Below are 15,687 nucleotides of genomic sequence, written 5' to 3'. Positions count from 1 at the left end.
TGTTTCATTTCCTTGAGCAGGACGCTAGGACGGGATCGGGGCTGGGGTCAAGACTCTTGACGACACCTCGGAGAACGGCGGTCTTCCGCCACGCAATGAATCGATTCACGACGGCACCCGAAAACGCCCTCCCGGAACGACGAAGGAGCGGCCGGACCCACCGGGGTCCGGCCGCTCCGCTTCCTCGCGGTCACGCCGATTCGCGGCGTACCAGCTCCGTCGGCAGGATGACCGCCGCCGGTTCCTCGCCCGCGATCCGGGCGAGCAGCGTCCGCACCATCTCGGTGCTGATCCGGTCCCAGGGCTGGCGGATGGTGGTCAGCGAGGGGCGGGTGGACAGGGCCGCCGGGGAGTCGTCGAATCCGCCGACGGCGATGTCCTCGGGGACCCTGCGGCCCGCGCGGGCGAACGCGTCGAGGGCGCCCTGCGCCATCAGGTCGGAGGCGACGAACACGGCGTCGATGTCGGGGGCGCGCTCCAGGAGGGCGCGGGCCGCGTCCTCGCCGCTGGCCCTGCTGTAGTCGCCCGGGGCGATCAGCGTCTCGTCGGCGGGCAGGCCGCACTCGGCGAGCGTCTCGCGGTATCCGGCGAGGCGCTCCACCCCGCCGGGGGTGTCGAGCGGTCCGGTGACCGTGGCGATCCGGCGCCGTCCGGAGGCGTACAGATGGCGGACCATGTCGCGGGCTCCGTCGCGGTCGTCGGCGGCGACGTAGCCGATCTTGGCGGTCTGGCCGAGCGGCTTGCCGCAGGCGACGACGGGGACGCCGGCCTCGTGCAGCCGGGCCACCACGGGGTCGCCGGAGTGGCTGGAGACGAGGAGGACGCCGTCGACGTGACCGGCCTCGATGTAGCGGAGGTTGCGGCGGCGTTCGTCCTCGGTGCCGGCGATCATCAGGAGGAGCGGGATGTCCTGGGCCGCGAGCGCCTGGGTGCAGGCGCGGAGCAGCACGTTGAAGTTGGGGTCCTCGAAGAACCGCTCCTGGGGTTCGGTCAGGAGGAAGGCGACCGAGTCGGACTTGCCGGTGATCAGCGAGCGGGCGTGCCGGTTGACCACGTATCCGGTTCTTCGGATCGCGGCGTCGACGGCCGCCTTCGCCGTCGGGCTGACGTAGTGGCCGCCGTTGAGGACTCGGGAGACGGTGCCGCGCGAGACCCCGGCCTCGCGGGCCACGTCGTGGATGGTCGCCGGGCGGCGCCTGCTCGCTGCTGTGCTCATGCTGTGTGATTCCCCTCGATCCCCTGTGTTCAGGACTTTACGGCGCCGGAGAGCAGGTCGAGGCTCCAGAAGCGCTGGATGACCAGGAACAGGGCGATGAGCGGGACGATGGCGAGCAGCGCGCCGGTGATCACGAGGTTGTAGAGGGAGGGCTGGCTCGCGCCCTGCTTGAGCAGGGTGAACAGGCCGACGGTCATGGGGAACTTCTCGTCGTCGCCGAGCATGATGAACGGCAGCAGGAAATTGTTCCAGATGGCGACGAACTGGAAGAGGAAGATCGTCACCAGGCCGGGGGACATCATCGGGACGGCGATGCGGAGGAAGATCCGCCACTCCCCCGCGCCGTCCACGCGGCCCGCCTCGACGAGCTCCATCGGGATGGCGGCCTCGGCGTAGATGCGGCCGAGGTAGACGCCGTACGGGGAGAGGACCAGCGGCAGCAGCACGGAGGCGTACGTGTCCGTCAGGTCGGCCTCGGCCATGAGCAGGTACTGCGGGATGGCGAGGATGACCGGGGGCATGAGGACGCCGGTCAGCATGATGTTGAAGAAGGCCTCGCGGCCCCGGAACCGGTAGACGGCGAGGGCGTATCCGGCGAACGCGGAGACGACGGTGGACAGGACGGCGCCGAGCCCCGCGTAGAGGACCGAGTTGCCCATCCAGCGCCAGTAGATGCCCTCCCGGTAGGCGGTGAGGTCGGAGACGTTGTCGCCGAGGCCGTCGCCGGGGAGGAAGGTGAAGGTGGAGAAGAGGTCGGAGGCCGGCTTGGTGGCGGCGACCAGGACCCAGGCGACCGGCAGCAGGCAGTACAGCGCGCCCAGGACGAGGGCTGCCGTGGGCAGCAGGGCGGTGCGGCGCGGGGCGGGAGGGCCCTGCGGGACGCCGGGGGTGGTGCCGGCGGCCGGGGCGCCCTTGCGGACGGCCGGGGAGGCGAGCCCGGTCATCGGGTTGCTCCTTGTGTGGTGCGGCGGTTGGAGATCCTGAGGAGGGCGAAGGAGAGCGCGAAGGTGGCGAGGGCGAGCACGACGGCGGTGGCCGACGCGGCGTAGATGTTCCCCCCGGTGAACGCGTCGCTGTAGACCTTCATGAGGGGGCTCCAGGTGCTGGGGATGCCGTTGGTGAGCGGCTTGAGCGTCATGGGCTCGTTGAAGACCTGGAGGGTGGCGATGATCGAGAAGAAGAAGGTGAGCACCAGCGAGGGGACCACCATCGGGATCTTGATGCGGAGCGCGATCTGGAGCTCGGAGCAGCCGTCGAGCTTGGCGGCCTCGTACACCTCGGCGGGCAGGGAGCGCAGCGCGGTGTAGATGACGATCATGTTGAAGCCGGTGCCGCCCCAGACGGCGATGTTGGACATCGCGAGGTAGAGCGGTCCGCCGTCCATGAGGTCGGGCTGCGGCAGTCCGAACTTGTCCAGGAGGAAGAGGAACGGGCTGACGTCCGGGAGGTAGAGGAAGCCCCAGAGGACGGCCGCGATGACGCCGGGCACGGCGTACGGCAGGAAGATCGCGAGCCGCGCGAAGGAGCGGGCCCTGACACGCTCGGAGTCGAGCAGGAGCGCGAAGAACAGGGCCAGGCCGAGCATCACGGGGACGACGATCGCGCCGTAGCCGAGGACGCGCAGGGCGCTGCCGAGGAGTTCGGAGTCGGTGAGGGCGGAGGTGTAGTTCTCCAGGCCGGCCCACACCTCGGTCTTGGCGCCCTTACCGAGGCCGAGTCCCTTGATCTGGACCTTGTGGAAGCTGAGCCAGAGGGCGTAGCCGATGGGCAGGGCGAAGAAGAGGACGAAGAGGACGCCGGCGGGGAGGAGGAAGCCGTACGGGGCCGCCTTGACCCCGTACGACCTGCGTGCGCCCTTGGGGGGCTGTGTCACTTGGCGACCTCGAAGCCCTGCTTCGACAGGTCGGCGACCGTGGTCGTCTGGACCTTGGCGAGGGCGGCGTCGAAGCCGGACTTGGCCTTGGCGGCCTTGCCGAACTCGTCCTTGAAGGACGTGTAGGCGACGTTCACGTTCGGACCCCAGGCGGCCGGTGCGGTGGTCTTCGCTATCTCGGCGGCGCGGGTGTAGAAGTCGGCCTGGTTCGGGAAGAACGCGGGGGCCTGCGCGAGGGCGCCGCTGGTCTGTGCCGCGGTGGCGGCCGGGTAGATGCCGCTCTCCTTCACCAGGGCCTCCAGGGCCTTGGGGTCGGTGTTCAGCCAGGTGGCGAACTTCGCGGCGGCCGCCTTGTGCTTGGAGTCGGTGGTGACGGCGGTGGAGGAGCCGCCCCAGCTGCCGGTGGCGGTCTCGCCCTTGTTCCACTGCGGGAGCGGGGCCATGGCCCACTTGCCCTTGGTGTCGGGGGCGGCGGTGGTCAGGGTGCCGGGGGCCCACACGGCGCTGACCCAGGCGAGCTGTTCGCCGGTGTTGAGGGCCTTGTTCCAGGCGGGCGTGTACATCGGCTGGTTGTCGACGGCGCCCTCGGCGACCAGGCCGCCCCAGAAGTCGGTGACCTTCTTGGTGGCGGCGTCCTCGATGCCGACCTTCCAGGTGTCGCCCTCGAAGGTCCACCACTTGGCGCCGGCCTGCTGGGAGAGGCCGGCGAAGAGGCCGGCGTCGTTGGCGGAGAAGGTGGTCAGGGCCTTCTTCGGTGCCTTCTTCTTGAGGGCGCGGGCGGTCTCGGCGAACTCGTCCCAGGTGGTGGGGACGGTCAGGCCGTACTGCTTGAAGAGGTCCTCGCGGTAGAAGAACATCAGCGGGCCGGAGTCCTGCGGCAGGGCGTAGACGGCCTCGCCGCCGAAGGTGGTCTGCTGCCAGATGCCCGGGGCGAACTTGTCCTTGGCGCCCTGGACCTCGGGGGCGATGTCCGCGAGGGCGTCGTTGGAGACCAGGGTCGGCAGCGCCTGGTACTCGGCCTGCACCAGGTCGGGGCCCTTGTGTGCCTTCGTGGCGGTGATGATCTTGGTGACGAGGTCGTCTCCGGAGGCCTGCTTCTGCACCGTGACCTGGATGTCGGGGTGTTCGGCGTTCCAGAGGGCCGCGACCTTGTCCATGCCGGGCGCCCAGGCCCAGTAGGTGAGCGAGACCGGGCCGGAGGCGGCGCCGCCCTCGTCGCCGGAGTCGGAGGAGCCACAGGCGGTGAGCGCGGTGGCGCCCAGGAGGACGGCGGTGGCGGCGGCGAGGCTGCGGCGCGTGATGTGGGGCATGGGTACTTCTCCCTGACCGAAAGGGGCCTCTCCCTCGGACGGAGAGGCCGGCCATGCATCTGTGAGCGTTCACAGTAGAGAAACGTTCCGGACACTTGTCAATGGTTGTTCCTGTGCGGTTATGTTGCGTTGCCACATCGAGATCGAGTGTGTGCACGTTCCCAACCGAACAAAGCTTTCATCGCCCGACGTTTCAGGAGACACTCATGTCGCAGACCACTCCCAAGGGCCTGCACCGGCTCGCGTTCGGCGGGGACTACAACCCCGAACAGTGGCCGGAAAGCGTCTGGCAGGAGGACGTCCGGCTCATGCAGGAGGCGGGCGTCACCATGGTGAGCGTCGGGATCTTCTCCTGGGCCCTCCTCGAACCGGAGCCCGGCCGGTACGACTTCGGCTGGCTCGACCGGCTCCTCGACCTGCTCCACGAGCACGGCGTCCGCGTCGACCTGGGCACGCCGACCGTGGCGCCGCCCGCCTGGTTCTACCGCGCCCACCCGGAGGCCCTGCCCGTCACCGCCGAGGGGGTCCGCCACTCCTACGGCTCACGCGGGGCGATCTGTCACAGCTCCTCCGCCTACCGCGCGGCCGCCGCCGGCATCACCACCGAGCTGGCCCGCCGCTACGGCACCCACCCGGCGCTCGCGCTCTGGCACGTCCACAACGAGTACGGCGTGCCCGTCAGCGCCTGCTACTGCGACGGCTGCGCCGCCCACTTCCGCCGCTGGCTGGACCGGACGTACGGCTCGGTCGAGGCCGTGAACGAGGCCTGGGGCACCGCCTTCTGGGGCCAGCGCTACTCCTCGTACGAGGAGATCGACCCGCCCCGGGTCACCCCGACCGTCGGCAACCCGGCCCAGCAGCTCGACTACCGCCGCTTCGCCGACGCCACCATCCTCGAGAACTTCCGGATGGAACGGGACATCCTGCACGGACTCGCCCCCGGCATCCCCGTCACCACCAACTTCATGACGGCGCTCAGCCAGTGCGACTCCATCGACTACTGGGCCTGGGGCCGCGAGGTCGACCTCGTCACCAACGACCACTACCTGATCACCGACGGCCGCCGCACCCACGTCAACCTGGCGATGGCCGCCGACCTCACCCGCTCCGTCGCCGGCGGCGCCCCCTGGCTGCTCCTGGAGCACTCCACGTCAGGGGTGAACTGGCAGGCCCGCAACCCTGCCAAGCGCCCCGGCGAGATGGCCCGCAACTCCCTCGCCCACGTCGCCCGCGGTTCCGAGGGCGCCATGTTCTTCCAGTGGCGCCAGTCCCGGCGCGGCGCCGAGAAGTTCCACTCCGCGATGGTCCCGCACGGCGGCACCGACACCCGGATCTGGCGCGAGGTCGTCGCCCTCGGCGCCGACCTGGAGGCCCTGACCGAACTCCGCGGCACCCGGACCGTCCCGGACGTCGCCATGCTCTGGGACTGGCACTCCTGGTGGGCCCAGGGCCTGGAATGGCGCCCGAACGAGGCCCACGACGCCCGCGAGCGCGCCGACAGCTTCTACGAGACGCTCTACGACCGGCACCTCACCGTCGACTTCGCCCACCCCGAGTCCGACCTGTCGGCCTATCCGCTGGTCGTCGTCCCCGCCCTCTACCTCATGACCGAGGCCGCCGGACGGAACCTGCGCGAGTACGTCGAGAACGGCGGCACGCTCGTCGTCTCGTACTTCTCCGGGATCGTCGACGAGCACGACGCCGTCCACCCCGGCGCCTACCCCGGCGCCCTGCGCGACGTCCTCGGCCTCACCGTGGACGAGTGGTCGCCGCTCCTCGACGACCAGCGCGTCACGATCGCCGGCCCCGGCGGCGCCTCCCTCACCGGTGACGTGTGGACGGAGTTCGTCCGGCCGCGCGGCGCCGAGACGGTGTGGACGTACGCGGACGGGCCCGCCGCCGGCGGGCCCGCCGTCACCCGGCACCGGCTCGGCCGGGGCACCGCCTGGTACGTCTCCACCCGGCTCGACGCGGCCTCGCTCGACACGATCGTCGCCGCCGCCTGCGAGGACGCCGGGGTCGCCACCCGCTCCGCGCTGCCGCACGACGTGGAGGTCGTGCGCCGCGCCGGCGAGAACGGCCTCTACCTCTTCGCGCTCAACCACTCCGCCGAGGACGCCGAGGTGCCGCTCGACGGCTCCGGCACCGAGCTGCTCGGCGGCACTCCCGCCGACGGCAAGCTCACCGTCCCGGCCGGCGCCGTCAGGGTCGTACGCCTCACTCCCTGACGCCTCCCCCTTCCGGGGCCCTCGAACTCCCCGGGGGCGGCCCGCACCCGCTGCGCCGCCCCCGGGCGAGCCGTACCACCCACCGTAAGGAAACGCACCACTCACCTGTCCGCCACCGTCGAAGGGACTCGACGATGCACCCCCGCACCCCCACCACGCACCCCACCCTCAGAAGCCGCGTACGACTGCGCGCCGCGGCCGTCGCCGCCGCGCTCGGCGCCCTGCTCCTGGCCCCGCTGCCCGCCGCGCAGCAGGCCGAGGCCGCCGCCACCCTCACCAACGCGGGGTTCGAGAGCGGCGGCGCCGGGACCGCCACCCCGGCCGGCTGGTCCACGTACTCCGCGGCGGGACAGAACGCCGCCTCGTTCACCGAGGCCGGCGGCCACAGCGGCGGCTACCGGCTCAGCCACTGGTCGGCGTCCGCGTACAAGGTGGAGACGTACCAGTACCTCTCCGGGCTCACCGACGGCACGTACACGCTGAGCGCCTGGGTCCGCTCGGGCGGCGGGCAGAACGCGGCCTACCTGGCCCTGCGGAACTGCGGCTCGGCCGAACAGCGCACCGACCTGCCCGTGACCTCGAACGGCGCCTGGATACGGCTCGTCGCCTCCGTCAGGGTGACCGGCGGCGGCTGCACCGTCAGCGTCAACTCCGACGCCAAAGCCGGGAACTGGCTGAACGTCGACGACCTCACCTTCACCTCCGGCACGACCGGGCTCGCCGTCAAGGGCGTCGACCTCTCGGGCCTCAAGAAGAACGAGGACCTCGGCGGCACCTACCGCACCGCCGCGGGCGTCACCGGCGACCCGGTCACGATCCTGAAGAACGCGGGCGCCACCTACGGCCGCCTCAAGGTGTGGGTGAACCCCGCCGACGGCTACAACGACAAGGCGCGCGTCCTCGCCACCGCCCAGCGCATCAAGGCCCAGGGCATGAAGCTGCTCGTCGACTTCCACTACTCGGACGTCTGGGCCGACCCGGGCGCCCAGAGCAAGCCCGCCGCGTGGGCGGGGCACTCGTACTCCCAGCTGACCACGGACGTCTACAACCACACGTACGACGTCCTGAACGCCCTGAAGGCGCAGGGCACCACGGCCGACATGGTGCAGATCGGCAACGAGATCAACACCGGCATGCTGTGGCCCGAGGGCTCCACGTCCAACTGGTCCCAGCTCGGCGGGCTGCTCAAGTCCGGCATCTCGGCGGCCAAGGCGGTCTCGTCGACCACGCAGATCGCGCTGCACCTCGCCCACGGCGGCGACAACGCCCTCTACCGGACCTGGTTCGACAACGCGACGGCGCAGGGCGTGAGTTACGACGTCATCGCCCTCTCCTTCTACGGCTACTGGCACGGCGCGCTGTCCGCGCTCCAGACCAACCTGGACGACATCTCGGCCCGTTACGGCAAGAAGGTCATGGTCGTCGAGACCGCGTACCCGTTCCGGCTCGACAGCAAGGACTCGCACGAGAACATCATCGACCTGTCGTCCGAGCTCATCCCCGGCTACCCGGCGAGCAGCGCCGGCCAGTCGGCCTGGCTGCGGGACATCATGAACGTCGTCGAGGCCGTGCCGAACGGCCGCGGGCTCGGCGTCGTCTACTGGGAGCCGGCCTGGACCGCCGTCACGGGCAACGGCTGGGACCCGACGGACCCCTCGTCGGGCAACGCCTGGGAGAACCAGGCCCTGTTCGACTACGACAACAGGCTGCTCCCGGCGGCGAACTGGCTCGCCCACCGCTGACGCGGCGCACATGAGGAAGGGGCGGACCCGTTCGCGGGCCCGCCCTTCCTCATGTCGTGACTACCACTCGGCGAGCGAGCCGTCGTCCCGCCGCCAGGCCGGGTTGCGCCAGCGGTGCCCCACCTCGGCCGCCCGCTCGACGGCCTTCGCGTCGACCTCGATGCCGAGGCCGGGCCCGGTCGGCAGGCCCACGTTCCCGTCCTCGTACCGGAAGACCGAGGGGTCGACCAGATAGTCGAGCAGGTCGGAGCCGGTGTTGTAGTGGATGCCGAGACTCTGTTCCTGGATCAGCAGGTTCGGCGCCGCGAAGCCGACCTGGAGGCAGGAGGCGAGCGCGATCGGTCCCAGCGGGCAGTGCGGGGCGAGCGACACGTCGTACGCCTCCGCCATGGCGGCGATCCTGCGCACCTCCGAGATGCCGCCGGCGTGCGAGAGGTCCGGCTGGGCGACGGCGATGCCCTGGGCGAGGACCTTCTTGAAGTCCCAGCGGGAGTAGAGGCGTTCGCCGGTCGCGATGGGGATGGACGTGGAGCGGACGATGTCGCCGATGTGGTCGCTCATCTCCGGGACGACCGGCTCCTCCACGAAGAAGGGCAGGTACGGCTCCAGGAGCGGCAGGACCCGGCGGGCCATCGGGGCGGTGAGTCGGCCGTGGAAGTCGACGGCGATGTCGAACTCGTCGCCGACGGCCTCCCGGATCGAGGCGACCCGGTCCACGATGGCCTGGGTGGCGGCGGGGGTGTCGATGAGCCGCAGCTGCGCCGAGGCGTTCATCTTGATCGCGGTGAAGCCCTCGTCCTTGCGGGCCAGGGCCTCGGAGGCGACCTCGTCGGGGCGGTCGCCGCCGATCCAGCTGTAGACGCGGGCGCGGTCGCGGACGTTGCCGCCGAGGAGCTGCCACACGGGGACGCCGAGGGCCTTGCCCGTGATGTCCCACAGCGCCTGGTCGATGCCGGCGACGGCGCTGGAGAGGACCGGGCCGCCCCGGTAGAAGCCGCCCTTGGTGAGGACCTGCCAGTGGTCCTCGATCTTCATGGGGTCCTGGCCGACCAGGTAGTCGGAGAGCTCCTCGACGGCGGCGGCGACGGTGTGCGCGCGGCCCTCGACGACGGGCTCGCCCCATCCGGTGACGCCCTCGTCGGTGTCGACGCGCAGGAAGCACCAGCGCGGGGCGACGAGGTAGGTACGCAGGGAGGTGATCTTCACTTCGAGTCCTTCTTCACGGTCCAGCCGCCGTCGACGACCAGGTTGGTTCCGGTGATGTAGGTGGCGTCGGCTGAGGCGAGGAAGGCGACGGCGGAGGCGACCTCCTCGGGACGGCCGAGCCGGGCGAGCGCGGTGGCGTCGGCGGAGAGCCGGCGTCCCTCCTCGTCGACGTCGTTCCAGACGTCGGTGAGGATCGGCCCGGGCAGGACGGAGTTGAAGCGCACCTCGGGCCCGTATTCGACGGCGAACTGGCGGACGAGGGCGCACATGCCGCCCTTCGCGGCGGCGTAGGCGGGGTAGCCGGGCAGGCCGAAGTCGGCGTGGACGCTGGAGGTGGCGACGAGGGTGCCGCGCTCGGCGCGCAGGTCGTCGAGGAAGGTGCGGGTGGCGAGGTAGAGGGCCCGCAGGTTGACGGCCATCTCCCGGTCCCAGACGGCGACGGGAAGTTCGTGGGCGGCGGCGGCGGTGTGGGTGAAGGCGTTGCTGTGGAGGATGCTCACGGGGCCGAAGCGTGCGTGGGCCTCGGCGCGCAGGGCTGTCCAGTCCTCCTCGGAGGAGACGTCACAGCGTACGTAGGCGGCGCGGCCCCCGTCGGCGCGGATCGCGGCGGCTACGGCCTCGCCCGCCTCGTCGGCGATGTCGGAGACGAGGACCGACGCGCCCTCGGCGGCGAGCCGGGCGGCGCTCGCGGCGCCGATGCCGGAGGCCGCACCGGTGACGACGGCGGTCTGTCCGGAGAAGCGGTTCATGGTGTGGGTTCCTGGTGTTTCCGGGGTGCGGACTGGGGTCTTTCGTTCGGAGACGGAGGGGGCCGCGCGTCAGCGGGTGATGTCCTGGGCCGTGAGCAGGCCGAGTTCGGCGCGGCGCGGGAGGCCTTCCCAGTCGCCGGGGACCGAGACCGCGAAGGCCCCGCTGAGCGCGGCGAGGCGCAGGCGCTCCTCCACGGGCGAGCCGTCGAGGAGGGCGGCGAGGTAGCCGGAGACGAAGGCGTCGCCCGCGCCGACGGGGTCGACGGCGGTGACGGGGACGGCGGGCCGGACGTGCAGGGCGTCGTCGGCGGTGGCCACGAGGGCACCCCGCCCGCCGAGTTTGAGCACGGCCTGCGCGGGGCCGAGCCGGGTGAGGGCGCGGGCCATCCGGCCGGGTTCGTCCTCGGGCACGTCGGGCACGAAGAGGGCGGCCTCCTCGGGTCCCGCGAAGACGATGTCGGTGTACGGGAGGAGGCGGGCGAGCACCTCGGCGGCCTCGGCGCGGCTCCAGAGGCGTTCGCGGTGGTTGACGTCGAAGGAGACGGTGACCCCGGCGGCGCGGGCGAGCGAGACGGCGTGCTCGACGGCGGCACGCGCGGTGGCGCTCAACGCCGGGGTGATGCCGGTGACATGGAGGATCCGCGCGCCGGTGATCCGCTCTTCGTCGAGGTCCTCGGGGGCGAGCCGGGAGCCCGCGAGCCCGGCGCGGTAGTAGCTGACGCGGAGCCGGTCGGCGGTGCGGCGCTCACGGAGCGTCAGGCCGGTGGGCGCGGCCGGGTCGGTACGGGCGGCGGACACGTCGACGCCCTCGGCGCGGAGCCCCGCGAGGATCATGGCTCCGGCGGCGTCGTCGCCGACGCGGCCGGTCCAGGCGGCCGTATGGCCGAGGCGGCTGACGCCGATGGCGACGGTCGCCTCGGCGCCGGCCCAGCCGAGGCGGAGGGGGGTGCCGGTGGCGAGCGGACCGGGCTCGGTCGCGGCGGCCACCGCCATGGCCTCGCCGAGCGTGACGAGGGCCGCCGGGCTCCCGCGCTTCATCGACCCGCTCCGTCTCGGCGTATCCCGTCCTGGCGTGTTCCGTTGCGGCGTATCCCGTCCTGGCGTATCCCTTCGAGGAAGGCGGCCGCGCGGTCGGCGAGGGCCGCGAGGGAGCCGCCCTCGCAGGCGTCGCCGACGAGGGGGCTGCCGATGCCGAGCGCGGTGGCTCCGGCGGCGAGGTAGGCGGGGGCGTCCGCGGCGCCGATGCCGCCGGTCGGCACGAGCGGCACGTCGGGCAGCGGGGCGCGGACGGCGCGGAGGTACTCCGGTCCGCCGGTGGCGGCGGGGAACAGCTTCACCATGGTGGCGCCCGCCCGCCAGGCGGTGAGGATCTCGGTGGGGGTGTACGCGCCGGGGAGCACCGGGACGCCCAGGCGTACGGCCTCCTTGATGACCTCGACGGAGGTGGTCGGGGTGATGAGGTAGGTGGCGCCCGCCTCGACGGCCGCCTGTGCCTCGGCGGGCGTGGTCACGGTGCCGGCGCCGAGGGCGAGTCCGGGCGGGGCGTCGGCGGCGTACTCGCGGAGCGCGTCGAGCACCCCGGGGGTGGTGAGGGTGAACTCGGCGGCGCGGACGCCGGACGCGAGGAGGGTGTCGGTGACCTCGGCGAGCCGGGTGGCGGAGGTGGCGCGGAGGATCGCGATGACGGGGGCGGCGGCGAGCGCGGCCCGGAGTCCGTCGGGCGCGGCGGCTGTCGGGTGCGGGGCGGTCATGGCGTGTTGCTGCTTCTTCCTCGGTACGGGGAGGGCGCGGCCTTGGTACGGGGAGGGCGCGGTGTGGGTGGGGGGAGGGCGCGGCGGTACGGCTCAGCGGTCGGCGTACGGGGGCTGGGGCAGACCGGTGGCGCCGGGGCGGCAGACGAAGAGCCGTCCCGCGTGGGGCTCGGCCGCGCGGCGCTGCTCGTCGAGGCCCTCGCTCGCGGTGGTGATGACGAGGACGTCGAGGTCCGGTCCGGCGAAGGCGCAGCTCGTCACGTGCGAGGCGGGCACCTCCACGCGCGCGTGGAGGGCGCCTTCGGGGGTGAACGCGAGGACTTCGCCGCCTCCCCACACGGCCACCCAGACGCGCCCCTCGCTGTCGACGGTGAGGCCGTCGGCGACGCCCCTGTCCAGGACGGCGAAGGGGCGGCGGTCGCTCAGAGCGCCCGTCAGCGGGTCGTAGGCGAAGACGTCGACCCGGCCGGTGGGGCTGTCGGCGTAGTAGAGGCGGGTGCCGTCGGGGCTCCAGCCGAGGCCGTTGGAGATGGTGACGGAGCCGAGGAGCGTGACGAGGCCCGCCGCGTCGAGGCGGTAGAGCGCGCCCGCGCCGGGGCTCTCGTCGTACGCCATGGTCCCGGCGAGCAGCCGGCCCGCGGGGTCGACGGCGGCGTCGTTCATACGGCGCGGCCGGCCGTCGTCGGGGAGCGCGGGCGCGGCGACCTCGACGGCCTCGGCGACCGGCCGGTCCTCCTCCAGGCGGAGGAACGAGGTGCCCGCCGCGGCGAGGAGGGCTCCGGAGGCGCAGGGCAGGACGGCGCCGACGGGGCGGTCGAACCGGAGGGTGGCCAGGGGCGTCAGGTCGGGGCGGGCCCGCTCGTGGGCGAGCGCGGCACGGTGGACGAGCCCCTCGGGTATGTCCACCCAGAGCAGTTCCTGGCGCCGGGGGTCCCAGACGGGTCCTTCCGTCAGGCGTCCGGGCTGAGGGGAGCAGGGTTCGGCCCTGAGGTGCTGCATCCGGCCTCCTCTGTCGTGCGAGTGGGTCGAAGAAAAATTACGGGTTCGTCTAACGGTTGTAAATATCCCGCCGCCCGCTTCTTCCAACCCTTTGAATAAGATTCCGCGAACGGGGCCGTACGAGCGCGGAGGACAGCAGTCATGATCAAGCGGACGTCGCAGGACATTCGCCGCCTCAACCGCTTCGAGGTCCTGCGCCGCTTCTACTCGGGCTCCGGCGCCATGAGCCGGCAGGACCTCGCGGCGGCGACCGGACTCTCCTTCGCCACCGTCGCCAATCTGACCGCGGAGCTGCTGGAGGCGGGCGTCCTCGTCGAGGCGGGCCACGAGGACTCCAGCGGCGGCCGGCCCCGCGCGCGGCTCGCGGTCAACGCCGAACGCGGCGCGCTCATCGGCGTCGACATCGCCGAGACCTCCGTCCACGCCGAGCTCTTCGATCTGGCCCTCGACGTCCGGCACTCCGTCGAGCGCCCGCTGCCCCCGGGCGACGTCCGGCCCGCCGACGTGGTCGAGCGGCTCGTCGGCTGCGTCGAGGAACTGCTGCGCGGCTCCGGCGTGTCCCGCGCGCGCGTGCTCGGGGTGGGCGTCAGCGTGCCGGGCATGGTGGAGCGCGAGGGCGGGGTCTCCTCCTTCTCCCCGTACTGGTCCTGGCACGAGGTGCCGCTGCGCGCCCTGCTGGCCGAGCGCCTCGGGCTGCCCCTCTGGCTCGACAACCCGCTGCGGGCCAGCACGGTCGCCGAGCTGTGGTTCGGCGCCGGGCGGGAGGTGGACGACCTGGTGGTCCTCACCCTGCGGGCCGGCGTCGGCGCCGGGATCGCCGTCGACGGGCAGCTCTACCGGGGGTTCACCAACAGCGCGGGCGAATGGGGCCACACCTGTCTCGCGATCGACGGCCGGCTCTGCACCTGCGGCAACCGGGGCTGCGTGGAGGCGTACGTCAGCACCCGGGGCATCGCCGTGACCTGGCGCGAGCTGGCACCCGGCGACGAACGGGCGACGGACCCCGACGACGCGGTCACGGTCGCCGCGCTCGCCCGCGCCGAGGCGGCCGGGGATCCGGTGGCCGCCGAGGCCGTCGACCGGACGGGGCGCTATCTGGGCGCGGCGGTGGCGAACCTGGTCAATCTGCTCAACCCCCAGGTCCTCGTCCTCGGCAACCAGGTCGCGGACCTGCTCGGCGAGCGCCTGCTGACCGCCACCTACGAGGCGGTCACCCGGCACGCGCTGCCGCTGCCGCACCGGGCCGCGACCCTGCGGCGCAGCGCGGTGCCGCACAACGCGGTCACCCGGGGCGCGGCCGCCTTCGCCCTGGAGGGCTTCCTCGACGACCGGGAGGTCTTCGGCCCGGTCAGCCGGATGCGCCGGCCGCGCGAGCGGAGGGACGCCGGACGGGTCGGGTCCACCGACGCGGGGTCCTGACCCTTGGCGACCCGGCCCCTCATCGGCGGCCCCGGCTCAGCGTACGAACCGGTGGCCGAGGCGTACCGACAGCTGGTTCGCGCCCTTCACGGCGAGGGCGGTGAGTTCGTTCTCCCGGTCCTCCGTCCAGCGGTGCGCCGGCACCGAGACGGAGAGGGCGGCGACCACCCGGCCGGAGCGGTCGCGGACGGGCGCGGCGACACAGCTGACGTCGGGGTTGGACTCCTGCTGCTCCACGGCGACCCCGAGGATCCTGATCTCCGCGAGCGCGGCGCGCAGGGCGTCCGGGTCGGAGAGGCTGCCGGGTGTCATGGCGGTGAGCTCGCGGCCTTCGAGCCGTTCGTCGAGTTCGTACTCCGGGAGGGCGGCGAGCAGCATCTTGCCGACGGCGGTGCAGTGGGCGGGCAGTCGGCGCCCGGTCGCGGAGACCATCCGTACGGCGCGGGTGGAGTCGACCTTGGCGATGTAGATGACGTCCGCGTCCTCGAGGACGGCCACGTGGACCGTCTCGCCGCAGGTGTCGACCAGTTCGCGGGCGACCTGGTGGCCCTCGGCCGCGAGGTCGAGCTGCTCGGCGTACCGGCTGCCGAGCTGGTAGGCGCGGACGCCGAGCCGGTAGCGGCCTGGCTGGTCCGGGGCCGGTACGAGGTAGTTGCGGGCGGTCAGTGTGCTGACCAGTTCGTGCGTGGTCGTGCGGGGCAGCTGGAGCCTGCGGGTGATCTCGGGCGAGGACAGCGTCCCGTCGCCCTCAAGGAAGAGCTCCAGTATGTCGAATGCCCTGGTCACCGCAGGAACGAGTCGTCCCATGGGTCCCCACCTCGCTTCCGCCTGTTCGAAATCCCGTACCGCGATCGAAATCGCGAACAGAGACTAGCGGCGCACCCCGGGACGGGCAACGGCTTCGACAGGAGCGGAGCGACGGCAGCGCCGGGGCCGGGTCGACTGGACGCGCTCCCATTGACACCCCGGCGGACCGCTGCCTACGGTCTCGCCGATCCACCGAACGCCATTCGGCATATCGAACATCCCCTCCGAGCCCCGGGAGCAACCACCGTGCGCATCACGGGAATCAGCACGCACGTCGTCGGGACGCCGTGGCGCAACCTGACCTATGTCCTGGTCCATACCGACGAGGGTCTGACCGGTGTCGGTGAGACGCGGATGCTCGGGCACACCGACGCGTTGGTGGGCTAT

Annotated in this window: 13 protein-coding genes and 1 pseudogene; 4 read left to right on the top strand and 10 right to left on the bottom strand. The window is 72.3% G+C overall.

The window, feature by feature from the left end; all coding sequences use genetic code 11:
- Positions 1-190: 190 nt before the first annotated feature.
- The 4 genes from IO20_RS0127115 to IO20_RS0127100 are packed head-to-tail and all read right to left on the bottom strand — an operon-like array spanning position 191 to position 4,399.
- Positions 191-1,216: a LacI family DNA-binding transcriptional regulator gene (locus IO20_RS0127115; RefSeq protein WP_030552784.1), complete on the bottom strand. Its 1,026-nt coding sequence runs from the start codon at positions 1,214-1,216 to the stop codon at positions 191-193.
- A 29-nt stretch (positions 1,217-1,245) separates the two neighbouring features.
- Positions 1,246-2,160 carry a carbohydrate ABC transporter permease gene (locus tag IO20_RS0127110; protein WP_030552785.1) on the bottom strand — a complete coding sequence of 305 codons (915 nt, stop codon included), beginning with the start codon at positions 2,158-2,160 and terminating at the stop codon, positions 1,246-1,248.
- Positions 2,157-3,089: a carbohydrate ABC transporter permease gene (locus IO20_RS0127105; protein WP_030552787.1), complete on the bottom strand. Its 933-nt coding sequence runs from the start codon at positions 3,087-3,089 to the stop codon at positions 2,157-2,159. The genes IO20_RS0127110 and IO20_RS0127105 overlap by 4 nt, the downstream gene beginning before the upstream one ends.
- Positions 3,086-4,399, bottom strand: a complete 1,314-nt coding sequence (locus tag IO20_RS0127100) for an ABC transporter substrate-binding protein (RefSeq protein ID WP_030552789.1) — start codon at positions 4,397-4,399, stop codon at positions 3,086-3,088. Before IO20_RS0127100 ends, IO20_RS0127105 begins: the two co-directional genes overlap by 4 nt.
- 206 nt (positions 4,400-4,605) lie before the next feature.
- On the opposite strand from IO20_RS0127100, the gene IO20_RS0127095 reads away from it, so the two are divergent.
- Together IO20_RS0127095 and IO20_RS0127090 are read left to right on the top strand one after the other, a co-directional pair.
- Positions 4,606-6,627, top strand: coding sequence for a beta-galactosidase (locus IO20_RS0127095; RefSeq protein WP_030552791.1), 2,022 nt, complete (start codon positions 4,606-4,608; stop codon positions 6,625-6,627).
- Positions 6,628-6,761: 134 nt separating this feature from the next.
- Positions 6,762-8,369: a glycoside hydrolase family 53 protein gene (locus tag IO20_RS0127090; RefSeq protein WP_078946100.1), complete on the top strand. Its 1,608-nt coding sequence runs from the start codon at positions 6,762-6,764 to the stop codon at positions 8,367-8,369.
- 60 nt (positions 8,370-8,429) lie between these two features.
- Here the strand turns inward: IO20_RS0127090 and dgoD are convergent, their stop codons facing one another.
- From dgoD to IO20_RS0127065, 5 genes are all read right to left on the bottom strand, one after another.
- Positions 8,430-9,575, bottom strand: coding sequence for a galactonate dehydratase (gene dgoD / locus IO20_RS0127085; RefSeq protein WP_030552795.1), 1,146 nt, complete (start codon positions 9,573-9,575; stop codon positions 8,430-8,432).
- Positions 9,572-10,324 carry an SDR family NAD(P)-dependent oxidoreductase gene (locus IO20_RS0127080; protein WP_030552797.1) on the bottom strand — a complete coding sequence of 251 codons (753 nt, stop codon included), beginning with the start codon at positions 10,322-10,324 and terminating at the stop codon, positions 9,572-9,574. The genes dgoD and IO20_RS0127080 overlap by 4 nt, the downstream gene beginning before the upstream one ends.
- A gap of 69 nt (positions 10,325-10,393) precedes the next feature.
- Entirely contained in the window at positions 10,394-11,362 is a 969-nt protein-coding gene (locus IO20_RS0127075) for a sugar kinase (protein WP_030552798.1), read from the bottom strand.
- Entirely contained in the window at positions 11,359-12,075 is a 717-nt protein-coding gene (locus IO20_RS0127070; protein ID WP_051874603.1) for a bifunctional 4-hydroxy-2-oxoglutarate aldolase/2-dehydro-3-deoxy-phosphogluconate aldolase, read from the bottom strand. Before IO20_RS0127070 ends, IO20_RS0127075 begins: the two co-directional genes overlap by 4 nt.
- A gap of 93 nt (positions 12,076-12,168) precedes the next feature.
- Entirely contained in the window at positions 12,169-13,074 is a 906-nt protein-coding gene (locus tag IO20_RS0127065) for an SMP-30/gluconolactonase/LRE family protein (protein ID WP_030552802.1), read from the bottom strand.
- 141 nt (positions 13,075-13,215) lie between these two features.
- Between IO20_RS0127065 and IO20_RS0127060 the strand changes: the two genes are divergently transcribed.
- Positions 13,216-14,493, top strand: a complete 1,278-nt coding sequence (locus tag IO20_RS0127060) for an ROK family protein (protein ID WP_031127719.1) — start codon at positions 13,216-13,218, stop codon at positions 14,491-14,493.
- A gap of 36 nt (positions 14,494-14,529) precedes the next feature.
- Here IO20_RS0127060 and IO20_RS0127055 read toward each other — a convergent pair whose 3' ends face one another.
- Positions 14,530-15,300 carry an IclR family transcriptional regulator gene (locus tag IO20_RS0127055; protein ID WP_030552806.1) on the bottom strand — a complete coding sequence of 257 codons (771 nt, stop codon included), beginning with the start codon at positions 15,298-15,300 and terminating at the stop codon, positions 14,530-14,532.
- Between the two features lie 246 nt (positions 15,301-15,546).
- Here IO20_RS0127055 and IO20_RS39920 point away from each other — a divergent pair.
- Positions 15,547-15,687: pseudogene (locus tag IO20_RS39920) on the top strand (mandelate racemase/muconate lactonizing enzyme family protein); the annotation flags it as partial.

Origin of the sequence: Streptomyces exfoliatus (assembly GCF_000725545.1) — a bacterium.
Classification (GTDB): domain Bacteria; phylum Actinomycetota; class Actinomycetes; order Streptomycetales; family Streptomycetaceae; genus Streptomyces; species Streptomyces exfoliatus.
The sequence above is the reverse complement of the archived record's forward strand: the minus strand, read 5'-3'. Positions and strand labels throughout refer to the sequence as shown.

Excerpts from the sequence above, each read along its gene's own strand:
- IO20_RS0127115 (WP_030552784.1), bottom strand. The coding sequence starts at position 1,216 with ATGAGCACAGCAGCGAGCAGGCGCCGCCCGGCGACCATCCACGACGTG.
- IO20_RS0127110 (WP_030552785.1), bottom strand. The coding sequence starts at position 2,160 with ATGACCGGGCTCGCCTCCCCGGCCGTCCGCAAGGGCGCCCCGGCCGCC.
- IO20_RS0127100 (WP_030552789.1), bottom strand. The coding sequence starts at position 4,399 with ATGCCCCACATCACGCGCCGCAGCCTCGCCGCCGCCACCGCCGTCCTC.
- IO20_RS0127095 (WP_030552791.1), top strand. The coding sequence starts at position 4,606 with ATGTCGCAGACCACTCCCAAGGGCCTGCACCGGCTCGCGTTCGGCGGG.
- IO20_RS0127090 (WP_078946100.1), top strand. The coding sequence starts at position 6,762 with ATGCACCCCCGCACCCCCACCACGCACCCCACCCTCAGAAGCCGCGTA.
- IO20_RS0127080 (WP_030552797.1), bottom strand. The coding sequence starts at position 10,324 with ATGAACCGCTTCTCCGGACAGACCGCCGTCGTCACCGGTGCGGCCTCC.
- IO20_RS0127075 (WP_030552798.1), bottom strand. The coding sequence starts at position 11,362 with ATGAAGCGCGGGAGCCCGGCGGCCCTCGTCACGCTCGGCGAGGCCATG.
- IO20_RS0127070 (WP_051874603.1), bottom strand. The coding sequence starts at position 12,075 with ATGACCGCCCCGCACCCGACAGCCGCCGCGCCCGACGGACTCCGGGCC.
- IO20_RS0127065 (WP_030552802.1), bottom strand. The coding sequence starts at position 13,074 with ATGCAGCACCTCAGGGCCGAACCCTGCTCCCCTCAGCCCGGACGCCTG.
- IO20_RS0127060 (WP_031127719.1), top strand. The coding sequence starts at position 13,216 with ATGATCAAGCGGACGTCGCAGGACATTCGCCGCCTCAACCGCTTCGAG.
- IO20_RS0127055 (WP_030552806.1), bottom strand. The coding sequence starts at position 15,300 with ATGGGACGACTCGTTCCTGCGGTGACCAGGGCATTCGACATACTGGAG.